This window comes from Deltaproteobacteria bacterium, from assembly GCA_016208165.1.
In the GTDB taxonomy this organism is placed as follows: domain Bacteria; phylum Desulfobacterota; class Desulfarculia; order JACQYL01; family JACQYL01; genus JACQYL01.
Genome location: JACQYL010000004.1, coordinates 12,560 through 32,034, shown reverse-complemented (window position 1 = coordinate 32,034; position 19,475 = coordinate 12,560). Strand labels below are relative to the sequence as shown.

Below are 19,475 nucleotides of genomic sequence, written 5' to 3'. Positions count from 1 at the left end.
GATTCGAAAACTGTATCTGGGTGAAGAGACGGACGAGTGAACCAACGGTCCGTCCGATCACAAAAAAGGAAACCCCATTAAAGTTGGGGGGCACACCAACCTTAATGGGGAATAACCGGGCTAAATCAGTATAAATCCCCTTCTTCGCAGCAAATACAACTCCACGGTTCGCATGAGCACCCGGCAGAACCGCTTATACTGGGAACGAAAAATCCTGTCAAGGAAAATTTGAGAAAAAAAGCACATTCTAAGTCATCGTGTTTACACAAAAAAAAGTATATAAATCTCTACGTTTCGCGATCCGTCGGGTCGCCGGAGAGGTGAAGATCCATACTCCCGCTCCGGAATCCTTCGAGGTCAACGGTAATGTAAGCAAAGCCCAACGATTTGAACTCGCGACAGATGTCGGAGCGTAACGGGTCCTGTGCCAGTTGAGCCAGCGACTGGGAAGGAACCTCTATTCTCGCCAGGTCCGCATGCACGCGCACCCGGACGCCTGCGAACCCGAAGGATGCGAGAATCTCTTCCGCCCGGTCGATTCGAAGCAAGGTCTTGGGTTCCAGCAGGGTTTCATATGGGAGGCGGGTGGCCAGGCACGAAATCGGGTTCTTGTTCCACGTCTCAAGATCCGCCATCCTGCTGGCTTCCTGAATGTCCTTTCGGCTCATACCCGCCGCCATCAGCGGCGTCGCCACGCCCAGTTCCATCACCGCTTGTCTGCCCGGGCGGTGCTGGGTTGCATCCGAGGCGGTTGTCCCGTCCATGAACGCGGCAAAACCATGCTCCCGCGCCAGGAGCAGCCCTTTCGTATAGACCATTTTCTTGCACAAGTAGCAGCGATTGAACGGGTTTCTAGCCAGTTCGGGATTGGACAGAGGGTCCACGTCGACGAGAAAATGACGGACGCCCAGACGTGACGCCAAAGCCCGGGCGGACTTCAGTTCGCGGGCCGGGACAAAGGGGGAAACGGCCGTATAGGCCGCCGCCCGGTCGCCGAGCATTTCCCGGGCGACAAAAAGCAGAAAAGAGCTGTCCAGGCCTCCGGAGAAGGCCACCAAGGCCGATTCCACTTCGGAGAAGGCGCGAAAAAACTTCTCGAGTCTGTCCCTCGATGGCTCCGGAAGCGCCGGGTTTTCCAGCATACCGATGAGCCTGGTCGAAGGGCGATTGATGCTGTATCCCTTCACGGGTAGACGGCTCCTTTCACTTGCGCGGATGTTCGCCCGACGATGCACCCGCTACGGTTCCCCGGACCGACATCAGTCCTCCCAGCCGACCACCTTGTGTCCCGCCTGATTCAATTGCTCGATAAGCGACGTCAGGTCCATTTTTCGCAGTCTGAAGGCATAGATCGCCTCGGGCTCCCGTTCAGCGATCACTCCTACGCTCATGATTTGGCCTCCGCACTGGGCGATGAGGCGCACGGCGTCCTCGAGGGAGCCTGGAGCTTCTTTCAGAACAATATCCAACCTCGAGCTGCTCTCCAGCACACCCATGAATTGGATAAAGGATTCGAGCACATCGGCCACGGTGATAATTCCCACCAGCTGCTCGCCTTCGACAACCGGAAGACCTCCTATCTTGTGTCTGCTCAGCAGGATGGCCGCCTTCTCGACGGTGTCTTGGGGAGCCACGGTGATGGGGTTGGTAATCATAACGTCTTTGATGGAAATGTCTTCGATCATGGAAGGTATGATGACTCCGCGCAGGTCGCTTTCCGTTACGAATCCGACGAACCGTCCGTCGTCTACAACAGGTAGATGCCGAATCGAGTGGGTTTTCATTAATTGAATGGCCGTTTGGATGGATGACTCGCTGGTAACGGTAACCAGATTTCGGCTCATTTGTCGTTCGACTCTCATAGGCGCCTTCCGTGACTGCTGATAAGATTTCTGTGCCAAACAACGAGTTGGACAAGCCGGCTGCAAGTGATTTCAGTGTATTCGGTTTATTTCAACTTGGCAAGAGGAACTGTCTGAAGCTCGGATGGAAGGCGAACAGCGACCGCAGCCGCCACATATAGATGATTCCAGTTGGTTTCTTTGCTCAACCCGACCGCCGTCCCTGACACGCCGCTTGCCCGTTTCGCCCCGGACCTCTGCCCGACGGGGATCGCAATAGGGCATGGCTCCCCGGGTCTCCCGTCTCTAACGGCGGAGTCCGGCGAGATCCGTCGCCAGCAGGCTCCAGCCCCTCTTGAACAGCCACTTGAGAGAATTCGGTTTGAATTCGGCTTTCGCCACACCGGTCATGATAGGGCAGGTCGAGCAGTGGGACCGCGGCTTTCCGGAGAAGAACTCGCTCCGAAGCTGCTGGTATTTCGGGCCTTGCCAGATATCGGTCAGGCTCTTTTCATAGATGCTGCCCATCACCATGGATTCGTGATGGTTACAGCACGGGTAGACCATCCCGTCCGGGGTGACCCGGACATAGTGAGCCGCCTGAAAGCAGAACCTCGGGAAACGCTTCATCAGATAATAAGCATAGTCCGCCATTCTCCGGTCGCTTCGCTTCGATGTGTGCTTCCCGAACATGTAATGGATGCGTTTGTCCGCGCTCAGGATAAGACTCAAGCCTCTTTTTTTGGCTCTATCCACGGCAAGTCCCACCTGATCGAGGATCTTTTCGGGAGGATGGCGCCGGTAGGGATCGATGTCCCGGACATCCACACGGTGATAGAGTTTCTGCAGCTCGATTCGATGAAAGCCGAGATCCGCCACAAAGTCCACGTATTGTGGCAGATGGGGAAGAGTCTGCTCGATCAGCACGGCGGAAGCGCAGGTGTCCACCCCCACGGCGGAGGCCCTGGGAATCACTTGCCGGAGATTCGAGACGACCCGATCGAATTTCGCTCCCGACCGGATCCATTCGTACAATTCCGGAACGTGGGAATCGAAGGAAACCTGGAGGTACAGCAGGGTGTCTTCGATGGCTGCGTACCGCTCGGGCGTCATCAAGGTGCCGTTGGTGGTCACCGTCAGCCATATCTCATGTTCCCGGCATTTTTCAGCCAGGAACTCCGGATCTCCCAGGAAGGGTTCGCTTCCGCTCGACGGAGTCAACAATCCCAGGTTGGGACCCAATTCATCCACCGCCGCCGCGACCGTGTCTAGATCCAGCCGGGCGGAATCGAAATCGACGTCGACATTTCGCGGCCTGCACATAATGCATCGAAGGTTGCACCGGGCGTTGGTCGATATCTCCATATGCATGGGAAGGGCGGACCACTGGGCGACGCCGCTCTTCAAGTCCCGCACCATGGCGCTGAAATTAAGAGCGAGTCGGTTGGATTTGGAATCGGGCAAATTCATCCCTTTTTGTCGGAACTTCGTTCATTGATTTACTCTTCGCGTCAGGTATGGCCGGCTTCGTGAGAAAAACCTCTTCCACGTCTCCGGCAGCCATCAAACCGGTATGCCGTATGTCCCTGCCTAAGACAGGATAAGTCCGTCGGAATGTCAAGCGAAAGTTGGTTCTTCGGTCCCGGCCAACCGAAAGGGAGACTCGGCCCTACCTTTCGCCGGAACGCACCCATTCGGTACCCGGATGGTAGGTTACTTCCGAGGCTTTCCCGGACGTGGACACGGCCAACACCCTCAAAGATCGGCCCCGGATATCCCCCGGCAGCACGTCCATGGTGTATCCGCAGCGCATGAGGCGGGGATCGGAAAAATGCCCGGACACATCGGGACGGTCGTGGAAGGCGAGAGTCCCCTGGATAAAGTCACGGCCCGCAAAGACCACTACGGCGGCGGGAAGCCGCGCTTCGGATACCTCGGCGGCCCAACCTATGAGATGAACAGCACCGTTGTCCGAGCGGGCCGTTTCCAACCAGCCTTCGACGGCTCCTTCTTCGATGGGGATGGATGCGCCGTCGGAACATACGATCCGTTCCCGATCTTCCACGGACTCAAGAGTGCACGACACCTCGTCAAGGCCGGATTTCACGAAGCCGGAAAAGACGGTGCGTGCGTCAAAGGACGACTCCCCGGCGTTTCGAAGCCATTCCGTATGAGGTTGATAGCTCAACTCGGAAGCTTGTCCTGCACGCGACACGGCCAGCACGCGAATCGGTCTTCGCTCGAATAGACGCCTCGGCAATCGGAAAACAAACCCGCATCCAACCAGGCGCGGATTATTGAAGTGGGATGCCACATCCGAGCGCTCCCGGTTCGTCGTATCGGCGTAGATGCATTGGTCCCCTGCGAGCAACGCAATCTCCCGGGCCGGCTCTCCCGAGGCCAGGTCCGCCGACCAGCCTTCCAGGCGAACGTAGTCTGATTCCGGGACGGCCGCGTCCACCCATCCCTTCAAACTACCGGGAAGGATGGGCATGGACTTGCCGTGGATGTCGATGAGATACTCCGATTCCCCTTCCTTTTTGAAGGAGAAAAGCAGGTCCGCATTACTTTCGATACGGGCCAATTTCACCACTTCGCTTGCCCCATGCACCAGGTAGGCCTCGATCCGGTTTCTGCCAGGAAAAAAGCAGGAATCCGATACCACGGCGGAAAAGGTCGCGCGATTACCGTCATGGGTCTCCAAAGCGGGATTCAGCTCTGCGTAAAACGTCTTGCGGTCAAAATGGACATACATTTCGGTGTTCGGTTCGAGTTGGAACTCGGCCGGGCGTCTTCCGATCAGGTTGTGCGATGAAGGTGCTTCAGGAAAAAGCCCCCGTTCCCGGCCCGAGCCGAAACGGGCCAGTTGCCTTTGCAGGCTCTCGAGCTTCGCGGCCTGCTCCGGGGCGAACGTCAGCTTCCGGAGGTCTTGCCGGTACAGGGTCTTCTCGGCGCGTTCCTTTCTCGACGGATCGAAAGGCGAGGCGCCGTCCACCGTCCAGGGGATCTTCATTCCCAACAAATGGGCCAGCGCCGGCAGAACGTCCACCGTCTCCATGTTGCTGTCGTCTATTACGCCTTGTCGCTGCCCCGGAGCCTTTATCATGAGCAGCACGTTCAATATGTCGGAGAGGTTTGCAGGAGAGGCGAGCCTGCGGCTTTCTCCCGGTATGAAGCTGACTCCATGGTCCGACGTCACTAGAATGGCCGCTCGATCATACAACCCCTGTTCTTTCAGACGTTGGATAAGGCGGCCCAGAAGACGGTCTACAAACTCCAACTGGAGCAGATACCTTTGATGGGCCCGGATAACCGGCCATTCATCCCGGCGCCAGGTTTCCGTGTTGGGCAATAGTCCCATAACGCCGTTTGTAAGTGAATACTTCCGCCCGGACGGAAGATATTCGTAAGGGCAATGGGGAAGCATGGAATGATTGAAATACAACGTCGGCTTTTCGCTGCGTCCGATGCGATCCACGAATTCCAAGAACTGACGGCGCCGGTCTCGCTTGAGTTCCTCTTTCGCCCTGTCCACGAAGAAACCGCTCCAATTATGGTTGATGGGCGGGAGCATCCGCGTGAGTTCGTGGGGTAGAATCAAGTGTAGGTAAACGAGCCGAGCGTCCACAAACAACGATGAGATACGCGCCTTGAGGGGTTCCCGGTCAGACCCACCGTCAAGCAGGGAACGGGGGCACAACTCGGTGACGGGCTCCACCACTTCGAGGCGATAGGATTCACCCAGCAGCGTGAACAGGTTGTTCGGAAACTCGGAGGCCACGGGAAGACGGCGCTCGGTGGGATATCTGCCGGTGAGCAGGGCCGGGAGCGCTGTTTCCGTTACCTCGACCACGGTGGTTGCGTTCCGGAACCAGGTGGCGTTCTCCGCCAAAGCGGCGAAATTGGGAAACCGTACCGGATCGATGTGTTGACGTTCGTCCATGAGCGAGACGGAGGACATTTCGTCGAGCACGAGCATGACGATGGGCGGGGTGGAACCCAATCCCGTCGAGTGAAGCACCGGTTCCACTCGAAAGAGAAGCCGATTTACCGGGGAATGGAACAGAAAAAGCGCCGGGAAGATGATCACTGCGGGAGCGAGCACGGACACGAACATCCTCGCGGCTCGAAATCGAACATAGGCAAAAGCGAATACCAGACCCGCAACGGCCGCGGCCGTCAACAGGGGTCCGATCGCGAAAAAGTTCGCTCGTTTAAGGGCGGGAAGGATAATCAGGGCCACGAGGACGCCCACGAAGAATAGGTGGCAGGCTTTTCGCGCCTTCGAGTTAACCAGGCCCACGGCGATCTCGATCACGACCGGAACCAACGGGACGGCCAGGCTGAGAACGGCCGCAAGAATCATAATATCGATGGGTTCCGATCGCCGCGCCACGAAAAATTCGGCCTGCCGGCCGAGGAGATCGAATATGGGCTGGGCCACGGCAAATGCACTGAGCGTGAACAGATGCAGAAAGTCTAAGATTTGGGTTCGCGTGCGGTTCATATCAGGTATGATCTTCTCGATCCTTTAGCCCGTGACGAATCGCATAGAGGGCTTTGCGGGAGAAGGTGAAAACGGCTTGCAGAATTTCCAGCGAGGTCCTTCGGATAAACCGGTGGACCACGCCCGCTTTCATGCCGGATCGGTCGTGGGTGGACTCCCCCTGATGCCCCTCTTTTCCAAGTTGCTGCTCGCGGTCGTTTCCAACGATATGCGAAATCCGACGAGGCATAGCCTCGGCCCGATTGGCAGCGAGTATCCTGGCGTGGATGTCTTTAAGCACGGCCACGGGGGATTTGCCGGAGTAGCTTCGGGTATCGAGAAATTTCGCATAACCCGAGAGTTGAGATTGGTCAACCTCAATGACACCGTCATTTATATCGTTAACACATTCCTGCACAATCCGGTTCGCCATTTCGACATCGCCATACATCCTCATCTGATAATCGGCCATCTCCATCCTGTAGCTGAACTGTCGATACTTTCTATCTTTTAGAATTCCACATGAACCCAGATTGATTCGGTTTATATCAAACCCACCACATCCTTCTATAAGGTCATGAACCATATCCAGTTTCTCTATATCACACGATTCAAAAATATTATCCCATTTGGTAGGAAGTCGACCCCGATGGGATAAGAACATCAGATTGAAGCCCAATTCTTTGACCAATTCAATCACTTTGTCGATTTCGTGCGCATTCTTGGAAGTGATAACGCAACCCAAGTTAACCACCTCTATCTCGCCTTTATTCAGCAAATCAGCCACATATACTAGTTTTTTATGGACGTTTTCCCACTTTGACCCTCTTCTGATGCTTTCATAGGTTTGTTTGGTGGCTCCGTCGACGGAAACCGACAGTACAATTTTATTGTGTTTGATTTCATCCCATATCTTAGGCGTAAAGAGAGTTAGATTGGAGATCAAATTTACGGTAATTCCATGGGAAGAAAAGAAGTCCGAGCGCAATAGATCGATAAATTCATCGAACAAAAACACCTCTCCCGCACCGGAAACAGTAATGCTTTGCAGATGGCCGGCCAGCGCAATTTCCCTAATGTTAACCACTGCATCGTGAACCGCCTGTTTGTCAACCGGTTTGATATCCTTACGACACATGATACATCTCAGATTGCATCCATCATTAACGTCGTAGACCAAATCGGAAGCTCCAAAGTCCAGTTCCATCCGACGATTATTGATGGCCCGTATGACCTCCAGGCCGGGCGGGATCTGCCGATCGGTACCGTTTAAATAAGGACAAATCGATTCCCGGCAGAATTTCTTATGATTATCTTTGATAAAAGCTTCACGATAGCGACGTATTTTCGGTCCGTTCCACAGCTGGTCATAAGACTGTTTTTTTATATCGCCTATCGAGTAATTGGGGCTCCCTAACCAACTGGGGCATTGACAGGTGTGCACCTGCCCGGATGTTCCGATATAAAGATTATTCCAAGGGAAATAGCATCTTATGGAGATTTGATCGGAATTCCGCACAAGGATGGGGCTTTCAGATAATTCGACGTCGGTTCCCGATACTCTAGTGCTAATCATGTGAATTGCATCATCGTCGGGTACGCAATTAGACATATCATAGTGAAAGGAATGCCTTCCGTCGCCTTTTCCGGCTTTCAGCAAATCTTCACGATACTCGTAAGATGGAACACGGGTAACAAGCATATTGTCGACAAATAGATCAACCGCCACGGGTACGGTCGGTTCAGATGGTTTATAACACCATCCATACAACGTCCTATCTTTCAACCCGTCGAGGTAACCTTCGTATGCTGATTCCTTGGTCATAATCCTTTAACACCTTGCCACTTGACATTTGGTGGAAGAATTGCTCACGGCCACCATGTCATTGCTTGGTTCTCCACCTTCGGGGTCCCCGTTGTCCGAACGATCGTTCGGCGTGGCGTCTTGTAACGGCACGGGCCTTGAAAAGATGGTTCGTCTATTGCGACCAATTTCATGAGCGAAAAAAAACGGTCAGACCCGGTCTTAAGGGTGGGAGGAGTGTCTGCATAGACCGCTCGATTGCGTTTGTGCAAAGGTGCGGCCAATAGCTGCAAAATGCTTTCCTCCATACGGAAAGACCCACGTTTAGCCCATAATTCACGAGCTCACCCATGGTATACTCCCGAATATGGCCTTTGAATTCAAAATCCTCTCGAAGTAATTCGAAGGGATTCAACCCTCGAAGCATCATCAGTCGCTTATTCAATGATACGGCATTGGGCGTTTGTATCAAAAGACCACCTTCAGGCTTTTTCAACAAGGCTACCAACAGGCTCAGTACATGATTTGGGGAGATGTATATGTGCTCGATTGTTTCACAAAAAAGTATCAGATCGAAGGGAGCCTTGTTAAAAACGACCGGTTTATTGTCTATACTGTCCACAAGATTGTATCGAACGTGTTCATCGACCAGATCTAAGGGCATCAGCTTTGGATATTCGTATCCCAGTGTCGAAACCGATACCTCCGGCATAATGAATTCCTTTACACATCTCGTCAGAAAGTGAGGGCCTACGTCGAGTATCTTGTGAACGGTATGCTGATTGCAAAACTCCTGGACCAGGTTTACCACATACGACAATCGGATGGCCTGTGTATCGAGGTAGTGCCGCTCTCGATCAAGCAACTCGACGTTGGAAAACAGAGATCTGATGTCGTCGGCTTGAATCATACGATTGCTCACTGAGATACACGGCCGGTTCATTCCACATGCAGGCCCGGACGGGACCGAATGGAAGTACGCATCAACCGGTAAACGCCAGAGAAAAGGCATTCTTCAGACAAAGGTTCCCTGCAAACCCGGACATTCAACGTTGCCGGAGTGGAGAAGACACACTTCTCCGTCTCTTCTTACAGAAAACCCGATTAGGTGGGCCGGCTCTATTTCTAGAGCAAGGTAAGAATACGCCTCTAGGCTATCCCCGAGCTGTGCGGGATGTCAACACGTTTACATGGCAAAACAGTGACAACCGATGTGTCCGTCCTCCGGCGGTGGTGACCGTGCGAGGTTCGTCCTCCCGGCCAAGCCCAGTAAAACGTCGCCTGAGGCTCGATCCGGAATCGCCTGTATTCAATCGATTTTTCCGGATTCCGGATCTCACTGCGCTCGTCCGGAAGGACGTTTCTGGAGTAGCGACAGAGTCTCAGTACGCGAGGGCCTATCACAGGCCCAGGTAGGTTTTTCGGATATGCGGGTTATCCAGGAGCTCCTGGGCGGCTCCGCTGAGGGCTATTTCCCCGTTTTCCAGAACATAGCCTCTGGCCGAAAGGGAAAGAGCGTGAAACACGTTCTGCTCGATGAGGAGAATCGACGTTCCATGCCGATGGATTTCGCGTACGATCTCGAAGATGGTGCTTACGAGCAAGGGCGCAAGGCCTAATGAAGGCTCGTCCAGCATCATGAGTGAGGGTCCGGACATCAGTCCCCGGCCGATGGCGAGCATCTGCTGCTCGCCGCCGCTCAAGGTGCCGGCCTTCTGCTCGAGGCGTTCCTTCAACCTCGGGAAGAAGCCGAATACCTGTTCCAGTGTTTCGAGTGTGGCTTTTTTCGTGCGCGGAAACTGGGTGCCCATCTCGAGGTTTTCGAGAACGGTCATGTTGGGGAAGAGCTGCCGCCCCTCGGGCACATGACTGATGCCGCTCTCCACAATGGCTGAAGTGGACGAACGGGTAATCTCAATTTCATTGAACTCGATCTTCCCGGTTCGGGGTCGCCTGATGCCGGAGATGGCGCGCAGCGTGGTGGACTTCCCCGCGCCGTTGGACCCGATCACGGAAACGGTTTCCCCCTGGCGCACCTCGAGGCTGACATTGCGGAGCGCCGGCAGGTCGCCATAGAACACATTGATCTCACGCACGTTCAGCAACCACAAACTCCTTCCCTAAATACGCCTCGATCACCGTTGGGTTCTTCACGATTTCATCCGGAGAACCTTCGGCGATCATCTCACCATAGTTGATCACGATGACACGTTGAGACAGGGCCATGACCCCGCGCATCACATGCTCGATGAGGAGAATGGAGACGCCCGATCGGTTGACCTGAAGGATCAGATCGATGAGTTCATCGACCTCCGTGGGATTCAGTCCGGCCATCACCTCGTCCAGAAGGAGCACTTTGGGCTTCGTGGCAAGCGCTCTGGCCAGTTCGAGCCGCTTTCTGAGCGGCAGGGGCAGACTCTGGGCCTCGAGATGCGTCACTTCGCCCAGGCCCACGAAGTCGATGATGGATCGGGCCCGGGCCCGGGCCTGGGACACCGAGCCGATTCGCGCCAGGGCCCCCACCAGTACGTTGTCAAGCACCGAAATGTTCAGAAAGGGCCGTACGATCTGGAACGTACGCACGAGACCGCGCCGGCAGATGTCGTGGGGCTTCAGACCCAGAATGGGGTCTCCCTCGAGATGCACGGTTCCGGCATCCGGGGGCATAAACCCGGTCAATAGATTGAAAACCGTGGTCTTTCCGGCGCCGTTGGGGCCGATCAGTCCCAGTATTTCGCCCGGCTTCAGTTGAAAGGAGAGACTCGAAACCGCCAGCAGCCCGCCAAAGCTTTTGGTCAAATTTTGGGCGCCGAGGATACTCACGGCTGTTCCCTTTCAGCGGAAGGAGGTGTTGCACCCTTCCGAGGTATGACGGGCGCGTTCGAACCGCTGTTCGTTTTGTGTGTGTCCAATTTCAGGATGCCGCCGAACAGCCTTCTCACGTACGACATAACGCCTTTAGGCATGAACAGGACCACGAGTATGGATAGTATTCCGTACAGGATCAGATGCAGTCCTTCCAGGCCGCCTTTGGAAAAATAGACCCTGGTGATCTCCGACAGGGGCGTCAACAGGAAAGAACCGACGATGGGGCCGAACAGGGTCCCGAGTCCTCCGACAATGGGGCGCAGAATGAGTTCGATACTGAGGGACATGCCCAGCAGCGCATCGGGGTGCAAGTAGAAGATGTAGTTGGCATAAAAGGTTCCGGCCAGGGACGTCATGAACGCGCTGACGGCGATGGCGTACATGCCGTATTTAAAGGAGTTTACGCCAACGGCCTGGGCCGCTTGCTCGTCTTCTCGGATGGCGATCATGCACTTACCCAACTTCGAGGTTTCAATCCAGCGAACGGCCGCCACCGAAGCGATCATGAATCCCAATGCGATGTAGTAGTAGGGGACATTTCCTCTGAATTGAAAGTGTACGAAAGACGGATTGAAGTCTAGAAAGACGCCGGAGAAGGACCCGAGAGCCTTCACATGAGACACGATCAGACGGGCGATCTCCGCGAACGCGATCGTCAGAATGACGAAGTAGACGCCTCTCAGACCAAAGCGGAAGCCGAGGTACCCCAGAAACAAGGATACGATCACAGCCAGAAGCCCGCCGACGAACATGCCGATCCAGGGGCTCAAGCCGCAAGTCTGCGCCAGATAGGTGGACGTGTACGCCCCTATACCCACGTATAAGGCGTGTCCGAGGGAAATATGGCCCGTGTAACCCGTCAGCACGTTCCAGGCCTGACCCAGGTAGGCATAGAAGAAGATCATCACGAAAATGCCCAGAACGTATTTATCCAAAACTAGCGGAAGGGCCAGGAGTATGGCCAGAAGCAGGCCCAGAAAAGCGTAAAGCCGGGTCATTTGTTGCCCCCGAAAATCCCCTGGGGCCTGAGCAGCATGATGACGATCAGAATACCGAAACTCACCACCTGCTTGAGCGTGGCAGGCAGAAACAGCGTGGCCATGGATTCCGCCACGCCCAGGACCAGGCCGCCGACCATCGCGCCCACCAGGCTTCCCAGCCCGCCGAGGATCACCACGATAAAGGCGGTGAGCGTGAAGTCGTGACCCAAATGCGGAGACAGCGGCATCAGCGGCAGCAGCAGGGCGCCCGCGGCGCCCGTGGTGGCGGCCCCCAATCCAAAGGAAAGATTGTTGATGCGATCCACGTTAATGCCCACCAGGATCGAGCCGGTCCGGTTGTCCGCGGCGGCGCGAATGCACTTCCCCATGTGGGTCCTTTTCAGAAACAGAACGATCAGCAGGGTGATCACGACTGAAAGTCCGAAGGCCATGAGGCGCGAAACATCGATGACCGCGTCTCCGATCCAGATGGTCTTCAAACCGAGGGCCGTATCCGGGCTTCTGTGATCCGGTCCCCACAGCAGCAAGGCCGTATTCTCGAGGATGAGTCCCATGGCCACCAGAGGCAGCACCTGCATCGCCTCGGGATAATCCAGGATGCGGTTCACCACCGTGGACTGGATGGCGTACCCCAATACAAATAGGGCGGCCGCAACCAGCAGCAGAGAAACGTAGGGGTCGAGTCCGAGCAGTATGAAGATCCAGTAGGAAAGGTACATGCCCATGACCATCATGGGGCCATGAGCGAAATTGATCACTCCCATTACACCGAAAATCAGGGAAAGCCCCAGGGCGATAAGACCGTATATACCGCCCATGAGGATTCCCTGAATGAAGAGCTGCACGGCGAGATCCGTGTTCATCAACCCCGTTCCCAGAGTTGGGGCGCCGGGAACACATAGTCGGCTTCGGCGAATTTTTTGGGCAGCACCACCTTGACCCGTTTGAGCGCATCGGGGTCGGGCAGCACCTGCACCATGGCCGTTGTCGCATTGGCGTTGTCGCCGTTTTCCTTGAAGGTGATGGCGTCTCCCACCATGGGATGGTCCTTGAAATTGGTCGCTTTGAGCGCTTCGACCAGCTTATCCGGCTCGGTGGATCCGGCTCTTTCCAAGGCGTCGGCCAGCACCAGAATACCGGTGTAGGCGAATCCGGAATTGGTGTCCAGATAGGAATCGGGATGTTTTTCGGTGAATTGCCGGTTGGCTTCCTTGTAGGCCGCGCTTTGGGGATTTACCCAGGGCACGTTGTCCATCACGTAATAGACCAGTTTATCGAGGTCTTTGATGACCTTGGGTTCGTACCAGCCCGGACTTCCAGGACTGATGATACCCATCAGAGGCGCCTTCTGCTTATAGAGTTCCCGGGTAAGAATAATGGAATCGCCGGGCCGGCATACGGGGAACAGGAGATCCGGCTTTGCGGCCTTGATCTTGGCCACCTCGGCCGAAAGATCGTGGATGCCCAAGGGGTACGTAATGTGGTCCACGATTTCCACAGGAAGGCCCGATTTCTGGAAGTACTGGATGAAATTGGCTCCCTGACCCGTGCCGAACGCATCCCCCGTGTTGGTGACTACGGCGCGCTTGGGTTTCGCGCCCGTCTCATCGAGGATCTGCCGGATAAAGTTGACCGAGCCTTCACCAAAATTGGAGACTGTGGGAAAAATACGGAAGGTGTATTTGTACCCTTTTTGTGTGATGTCGTCCAGGGCGGTCACGTCCATGAGAAACGGGACCTGACGTTGTTCCGCCAAGGTTGCGATCGCCATGGACACGCCGCTCAGAAAAGCTCCTATGAGGGCCGTGACTCCTTCTTGCGCCAACCGGTCGGCTTCCGAACGGCCGACCTCGGGTTTGCTTTCACTGTCGCCCAGGATCAGCTCCAGTTTGGCGCCTCCGAGGGACTTGATCCCTCCTTTGGAATTGATGAAATCCACGGCCACCTGGTTCCCCCTTCGTTGTCCCTGCCCGATGACCGCGAGGGGTCCGGTGACCGGCTGGACGGAACCGATCTTCACCGGTTCGGGTTCGGCCCGGAGCAACTTGGGCGCCCCGAAGCCGCCGGCGGCAACACCCAGCCCGACGGCGCCCGAAACCTTGAGGAACGTCCTGCGATCCATTCCTGTGCACTCTCCGTGTTGCATGTTCATTTTTTCCTCCCTGGTTTTATCGTGAGAGCAGAAATGCCTGATCAGAGAAACACGCGAACTTTCGTTCCGGCCCCGCCGGGTCGTTTTATGAGAACAGGATAAATGATGAAAGGTGGTAACGCTCGTCACCCGAAGATGGAAAGGACTTTATCCATGGGTTCTAGATCAAACGGGCTTGCAGTGTCAAGGGGAATTGAAAACAGTGAACACTCTTCCGTTCATTGTTGAAAGTGGGTGGCCATGGTGGTATCTCATTCATGATTCGTTACCTTTTTGACATGCGATCCGGCAGAATGAGGGAACTTTGAGGTTCCAATGATTCAGCTTCTCAGCGAAAAGCAGGAGGGTTTGCGGGAGCTTTGCCGAGCCTACGGCGTGCGGCGGCTGGAAGTGTTCGGTTCGGCGGCCACAGACGACTGCTTTGACGGCAAGACCAGCGATCTGGATTTCCTGGTCGAGTTTAAGGCGGGGTACCAACTCGGCCCATGGCTGAAGAACTATTTCGATTTAAAAAGCGCTCTTGAGAGGCTCTTTCAGCGCCCCGTAGATTTGGTGATCGCGTCCGCGCTAAAACATCCATTGCTGATTCGCGAAGTCAATCGGACGCGCGCACTCCTATATGCAGCCTAAGACATTTAAATTTTTGGACGACATTCACGACGCCGCGACGTTCATCCGACAGGACAGGCAGGACGAGACCCAGGACAAGCGTCGAATAAGAAATGCGGAATAGAAGTTGAGGGTGATCTATGCAGAGCGGGATCCAAGACATCATTGATGTGGTGAAACACCGCATCGTTTCCAGATTCCAGCCCTACCGCATCATTCTTTTTGGCTCGTATGCCGGTGGTCGGCCCGGTCCGGACAGTGATCTCGATCTGTTGATTGTCATGGATGTAGAGGGATCGACAAGGCAGATGGCAAATGAAATCGATCTGCTGATGGCGGATCGCAAGATGCCCATGGACTTTCTGGTTCTGACCCCCGATCAATACGAACGGCAGAAAAGAATCGTCGGCACCGTTGGGCGTCAGGCCGACCGTGAAGGAAAGGTGATCTATGAGCGCGCCGCCTGAGATCATCGCCGAAGTTCGACGCTGGGTTGAAAAGGCGGATAACGATTTTCGAAATGCCGAATTTGTGCTCACCATGGACCGGAATTGCCCCTTTGATACGGTTGCCTATCATTGCCAGCAATGTGCGGAAAAGTACCTAAAAGCGCTTTTGGTCTATTGGAATGTGGACTTTCCCAGAACGCATGACCTTGTCGTGCTTTTCAATCTTCTGCGCGACACGACGCCTGTGGAGCTTTCCCTTGAGGATGTGCAACCCCTAAACCGCTATTCCATCGAGGCTCGTTATCCCGGAGCTTGGGATCCTGTCGAGGAAGCCGAAGCCAAGGCCGCCTTACTAATGGCGAGAAAGGTACGAGTTACCGTTCGCTCTATATTGCATCCGGCGCTGGAAAGGGGTCCCGTTTAAACTCGTGCAGGGGCGAATGATTATTCGCCCCTACGGATCGTCCCGATATGCGACGTTGGTTGAGCATCAGTCGCGTTTAGGAATGGAGATGCGAAAGGAGGCTCCTTTCCCCGGTTCGGATTCCACGGAAACGGTCCCTCCGTGGCGTTCGGTCAGTTCCTTGACAATGGCCAACCCAAGGCCCGTGCCCTCGATGTCCTTGGATGCCTCGAGCCGGTGGAAGGGCCGGAACAGGTGTTCGATATCCTTCGAAGCCATACCGATTCCATTATCGTGCACGTAAAGCACATGCGTGTCTTCGTTTTCTTCGTGGGTCACGGAAATCTCGGTCAGCCCTTTTCCGCCGTATTTTAAGGCGTTGTCGATCAGATTCCTCAGCATCCGGAGGAATTGAGATTTGTCCCCCTTGATGTTTCCCACGCAGGTCGACCGATTCAGCAAGACGTTTCCTTTTTCCAATCTCTGGCTGAATTCGTTGTGAAGTTCGTCCAGAAGATCCTCGAGGGGAAAAGGCTCGTCTCTGAGCGGCGCTTCCTTGGCTTTCACATAGGCGTTGAGTTCATCCAGAAGGGTGACAATGCTTTCCGTAGCGCGAAGAATCTGATCGCAGTACTCCCGGCTTTTCTGATCCAGGACGTCATAGCAGCGTTTCTTGAGCAAGCGGGTCAGACCGTGTGTAGCGAGGGACGGGTTTTTGAGATCGTGGGACACGGCATACGCGAAAAGCGTGACGGTCTCGTTCAGTTCTTCCAGTCTTTGAATTTTCTGCTGGAGTTCCCGGTACAAATCCGCGCGGTCTACGGCAATGGCGATCTGGTTATTGAGGGAGATCAACAGGTCGATACGCCTCTGATCCAGGGGGATCTCGTGGTACGAGGCCAGATTCATGACGCCCACCACACGGCCCGAGAGGATCATGGGCACGCATAGAATCGTGTCGAAACCCTTCTCGGTGAGGGTCCGAACCCTCTGCGGATCCTCGAGATCGGACACGTGCAATGCGAGAAACGATTTCGTTAAGGCCGACCGTCCGGTAAACCCTTCCCCAAACCGAATCCGCTCCAAGCCGCCCGGATCGAGTCCCTTGAACACTTCCAGGTGAAGGATTTCGCTTTCTTTGTCTTTGAGATAGATTCTTCCCGCGGGCAATTCGAAGGTGCTCAGGACCCTCAAAAGGGCGCCATCGAGCAGCTCTTTGCGCTCCAAGGTGGCCGAGAGAAAATTGCTCATCTCGAGCAGGCTTGACAGCTCGAAATTTCGTTCCTTGAGGCCCGATTCATCGAAGGGCACGGTCACGATCTGTTTGGTAGGCGTGGTCATCTGCTGTTCCCGGCATAGGGTCAAGTCTGCTCTTGACTCTTGCCATCTCTCTCCGATGCTTTTTCAACCAGGCTTGCCATGGGGCGTTGTTCCTTGGGAATCTCCTGGTCCTGGACGGGCGCATTGCATTGAAGATCATTCTTCAATGCAATGCGGAACAAGAGTCAAGAGCAGACTTGACCCCTGTGCTTGCGGCGCCACAGTCGCCATTCAAAGGGCGCCCCAAGGAGCCCCCACCGGACTCTCATCCTGGACAGAAAACGGAGCAGCCGGCTCTTCCAGCCCACGGCAGGCTCCCGTCTCAGGTAACCGTTCCACAGGTAAAACGCGGACGAGGCGGCCAGTGCCCTGTTGTCGTCCGTGTCCCAGGGGGTCAAACCGTCTTCGATGGTGTCCACGATAAAACGGCCCCACTCGGGGAGACGTTGCGGCATCGAGGCTTTTTCTTCCGGGGACAACTCGTCGTACATGGCGGTTCCGGGCATGGGGACGAAGCGGTACAGAAACACCTCCATGGCGTCGGGCTTAAAATCGTACGCTTCGAGGGCCCGGTGAATCTGCTGAATGGTCAGGGCTACATCGGAAACGGTTTCATGCCTCAAACCGATCATCCAATTGCCGGCCATTTTCAGTCCGTGTCGTTTCAACTTGGCTACCACGAGGGGAACATCGGCGGCCTTGATGTCCTTTCGCAGGATGTCCAGCAGGGACTGACTGCCCGATTCGACCCCCACATACAAGCTTTCACATCCCGATCTCGCGAGGGTGTCCAGGAAGTCGTCGCTCCATGACGCGATCTCGTTGATCCGGGCGTGCGCGGACCATTTGACGCCCACATTCCGATCGATGAACCCAAGGCAGATCTCTTCCACCCGTTTCCGCTGCACGAAGAACACGTTGTCCCAGAAAATAAGGCGCCCGAATCCGTATCGCTGATGGAGATCCGATATCTCCGTCACCACGCGGGCGCTGTCCATGGCTAGCCAGCGTCTCCGGGAAAAGGCGCTGAGGGAACAGTAGGAACAGCGGTACGGGCATCCCACACTGGACATGTAGAACAGCACATCGTGAAGTTGGTACGGTTCGAGGTCCGGAAGATCGGCGAAGTCCACAGGAGGCAAGGTATTGGGATCCGCCAGGGGTCGGATGTTCGTTTCCACCAGGGCGCCGTCGTCCTTGTACATGAGGCCCGGGACGTCCTCGAGGCCGGAGTCTTCATCCAGGGCCCGGCACAACTCGAGGAACGTGACTTCTCCCTGTCCCCGAACCACGATATCTATGCAGGGTTCCGAGAGAGTCTGTTCGGGCATCAGGGTAGGATGCCACCCCCCCCAAACGACGGGCATCCCGGGAAAGCGTTCTTTTATCCAATTCGAGAACTCCAAACCCTGGATCAACTGGTAACTCGTCATGGCGGTGACGCCGCAGCACAGAACATCTTCGCCCCTTCCGGAAATGGGCAAATCCGACGGATCCGGATGCAAGCGCCCGTCAATGATTTCGACATCGAATGGCGTGTCGCGAAACATCCTCGAAAGATGCAGGAGTTGCAGCGGTTCCCAAAACGGTCTCGGAGGAAGGGCTTTGGACAGAGACGGGTAAAACAGTAGAATCCGCTTTTTCATTCAGTGACGTTCTCCAAGTTTCAGCCCCTCGTCGAGCATCAGGCCCTCGCGGGTTCCGGATGCTCGCAATAGTCAAGTGCGCACTGCGCACCGGGATATCTGTATGGTTTCACCCGTAGGATAGAGCCACTCGTTGCTTTGCAACGGGGACAACGAGTCGCCGGCGCCACCCAAGCCCGGCATAAGAGCCGTACTTGTCGGGTTTCATGGCTCAACCCGAACCAGTTCCCTCTTCTTTCAATACAAGCTCGAACTTCTGCTCCCGGATCCGGGTCCCCCACTGAGCCACTTCGTGTTCCACACAAAGTCGGAACCCTTTACGTTCGTACAGGCGACGAGCGGCGTCAAGACCCTTGAAGGTCCATAAATGGATTTTCGGATAACCCTTGCTTCTGCAGAAGTCCACGCACTGCCGTATCAGCAAACGACCCACTCCTTGTCCCTGAAAGCCGGGCCGTACAATGAACCATCGAAGGCGGGCGCCCTCGCCCTGAACCGGCCGGCCGTCTATGGCGACGGCCCCGGTAAATTCCCCATCACTAAAAGCCGACCAGAGACCGTCCCTTTCAGGATCGAATTTTGCCATAAATTCGGACAGTTCCAGCCCAACCTGACTCTCGAAGGAGAGATCGAAGCCCCAATGCTCGTGGTAGTAAACCGCATGAAGTTCGGTGACCTTGCCGATGACTCCCGGAAAGTACCCGAAATAAAGGTCAATTCCGTTCGCGTTCATATGAGGCTTGTCTTTCAGTTTTTCCGCCCGCAAAGGGTAGGTTGGGTTGAGGAACGAAACCCAACAAATACGATCATACCCGTTGGGTTACGCTCGCCTTGCTCGCTAACCCAACCTACAGCATTTAGCCTTGCAACTATGAATTCCTCGTAGCATACCTGAG

The 19,475-nt window shown here is 55.2% G+C and carries 17 protein-coding genes; 3 read left to right on the top strand and 14 right to left on the bottom strand.

Annotation, left to right across the window (positions count from 1 at the left end):
- Positions 1-287: 287 nt before the first annotated feature.
- The 11 genes from larE to HY788_00910 all read right to left on the bottom strand — a co-directional run bounded on the left by larE (position 288) and on the right by HY788_00910 (position 14,152).
- Positions 288-1,187: an ATP-dependent sacrificial sulfur transferase LarE gene (larE, locus tag HY788_00960; protein ID MBI4772746.1), complete on the bottom strand. Its 900-nt coding sequence runs from the start codon at positions 1,185-1,187 to the stop codon at positions 288-290.
- Between the two features lie 72 nt (positions 1,188-1,259).
- A complete protein-coding gene (locus HY788_00955) occupies positions 1,260-1,862 on the bottom strand; it encodes a CBS domain-containing protein (protein MBI4772745.1) in 603 nt (200 codons plus the stop codon).
- Positions 1,863-2,147: 285 nt separating this feature from the next.
- A complete protein-coding gene (locus HY788_00950; GenBank protein MBI4772744.1) occupies positions 2,148-3,305 on the bottom strand; it encodes a radical SAM protein in 1,158 nt (385 codons plus the stop codon).
- A gap of 205 nt (positions 3,306-3,510) precedes the next feature.
- Entirely contained in the window at positions 3,511-6,348 is a 2,838-nt protein-coding gene (locus HY788_00945) for a sulfatase-like hydrolase/transferase (protein MBI4772743.1), read from the bottom strand.
- A 1-nt stretch (position 6,349) separates the two neighbouring features.
- Entirely contained in the window at positions 6,350-8,152 is a 1,803-nt protein-coding gene (locus HY788_00940) for an SPASM domain-containing protein (GenBank protein ID MBI4772742.1), read from the bottom strand.
- Between the two features lie 169 nt (positions 8,153-8,321).
- Positions 8,322-9,041 carry a hypothetical protein gene (locus tag HY788_00935; protein ID MBI4772741.1) on the bottom strand — a complete coding sequence of 240 codons (720 nt, stop codon included), beginning with the start codon at positions 9,039-9,041 and terminating at the stop codon, positions 8,322-8,324.
- 490 nt (positions 9,042-9,531) lie between these two features.
- On the bottom strand, positions 9,532-10,236 hold the full coding sequence (locus HY788_00930) for an ABC transporter ATP-binding protein (GenBank protein ID MBI4772740.1): 705 nt from the start codon (positions 10,234-10,236) through the stop codon (positions 9,532-9,534).
- Positions 10,220-10,948 carry an ABC transporter ATP-binding protein gene (locus HY788_00925; GenBank protein MBI4772739.1) on the bottom strand — a complete coding sequence of 243 codons (729 nt, stop codon included), beginning with the start codon at positions 10,946-10,948 and terminating at the stop codon, positions 10,220-10,222. The genes HY788_00930 and HY788_00925 overlap by 17 nt, the downstream gene beginning before the upstream one ends.
- A 2-nt stretch (positions 10,949-10,950) precedes the next feature.
- The gene (locus HY788_00920; GenBank protein ID MBI4772738.1) at positions 10,951-11,997 is read right to left on the bottom strand and encodes a branched-chain amino acid ABC transporter permease; all 1,047 of its coding nucleotides are present in this window, start codon (positions 11,995-11,997) and stop codon (positions 10,951-10,953) included.
- The gene (locus HY788_00915) at positions 11,994-12,863 is read right to left on the bottom strand and encodes a branched-chain amino acid ABC transporter permease (protein MBI4772737.1); all 870 of its coding nucleotides are present in this window, start codon (positions 12,861-12,863) and stop codon (positions 11,994-11,996) included. The genes HY788_00920 and HY788_00915 overlap by 4 nt, the downstream gene beginning before the upstream one ends.
- On the bottom strand, positions 12,863-14,152 hold the full coding sequence (locus HY788_00910) for an ABC transporter substrate-binding protein (protein MBI4772736.1): 1,290 nt from the start codon (positions 14,150-14,152) through the stop codon (positions 12,863-12,865). Before HY788_00910 ends, HY788_00915 begins: the two co-directional genes overlap by 1 nt.
- 315 nt (positions 14,153-14,467) lie before the next feature.
- Between HY788_00910 and HY788_00905 the strand changes: the two genes are divergently transcribed.
- The 3 genes from HY788_00905 (at position 14,468) to HY788_00895 (ending at position 15,634) form a co-directional block, all read left to right on the top strand.
- Positions 14,468-14,782 (top strand): nucleotidyltransferase domain-containing protein, encoded by a 315-nt coding sequence (locus tag HY788_00905; GenBank protein MBI4772735.1) that lies wholly within the window; start codon positions 14,468-14,470, stop codon positions 14,780-14,782.
- A gap of 119 nt (positions 14,783-14,901) precedes the next feature.
- Complete coding sequence (locus tag HY788_00900) at positions 14,902-15,228, top strand: nucleotidyltransferase domain-containing protein (GenBank protein MBI4772734.1); 327 nt, start codon at positions 14,902-14,904, stop codon at positions 15,226-15,228.
- Positions 15,212-15,634, top strand: a complete 423-nt coding sequence (locus HY788_00895; GenBank protein MBI4772733.1) for a HEPN domain-containing protein — start codon at positions 15,212-15,214, stop codon at positions 15,632-15,634. The genes HY788_00900 and HY788_00895 overlap by 17 nt, the downstream gene beginning before the upstream one ends.
- A gap of 66 nt (positions 15,635-15,700) precedes the next feature.
- Here the strand turns inward: HY788_00895 and HY788_00890 are convergent, their stop codons facing one another.
- The 3 genes from HY788_00890 to HY788_00880 form a co-directional block, all read right to left on the bottom strand.
- Positions 15,701-16,954 carry a GAF domain-containing sensor histidine kinase gene (locus HY788_00890; protein ID MBI4772732.1) on the bottom strand — a complete coding sequence of 418 codons (1,254 nt, stop codon included), beginning with the start codon at positions 16,952-16,954 and terminating at the stop codon, positions 15,701-15,703.
- A gap of 164 nt (positions 16,955-17,118) precedes the next feature.
- Entirely contained in the window at positions 17,119-18,579 is a 1,461-nt protein-coding gene (locus HY788_00885; GenBank protein ID MBI4772731.1) for a B12-binding domain-containing radical SAM protein, read from the bottom strand.
- A 211-nt stretch (positions 18,580-18,790) separates the two neighbouring features.
- Positions 18,791-19,312, bottom strand: coding sequence for a GNAT family N-acetyltransferase (locus tag HY788_00880; GenBank protein MBI4772730.1), 522 nt, complete (start codon positions 19,310-19,312; stop codon positions 18,791-18,793).
- Positions 19,313-19,475: the final 163 nt, after the last annotated feature.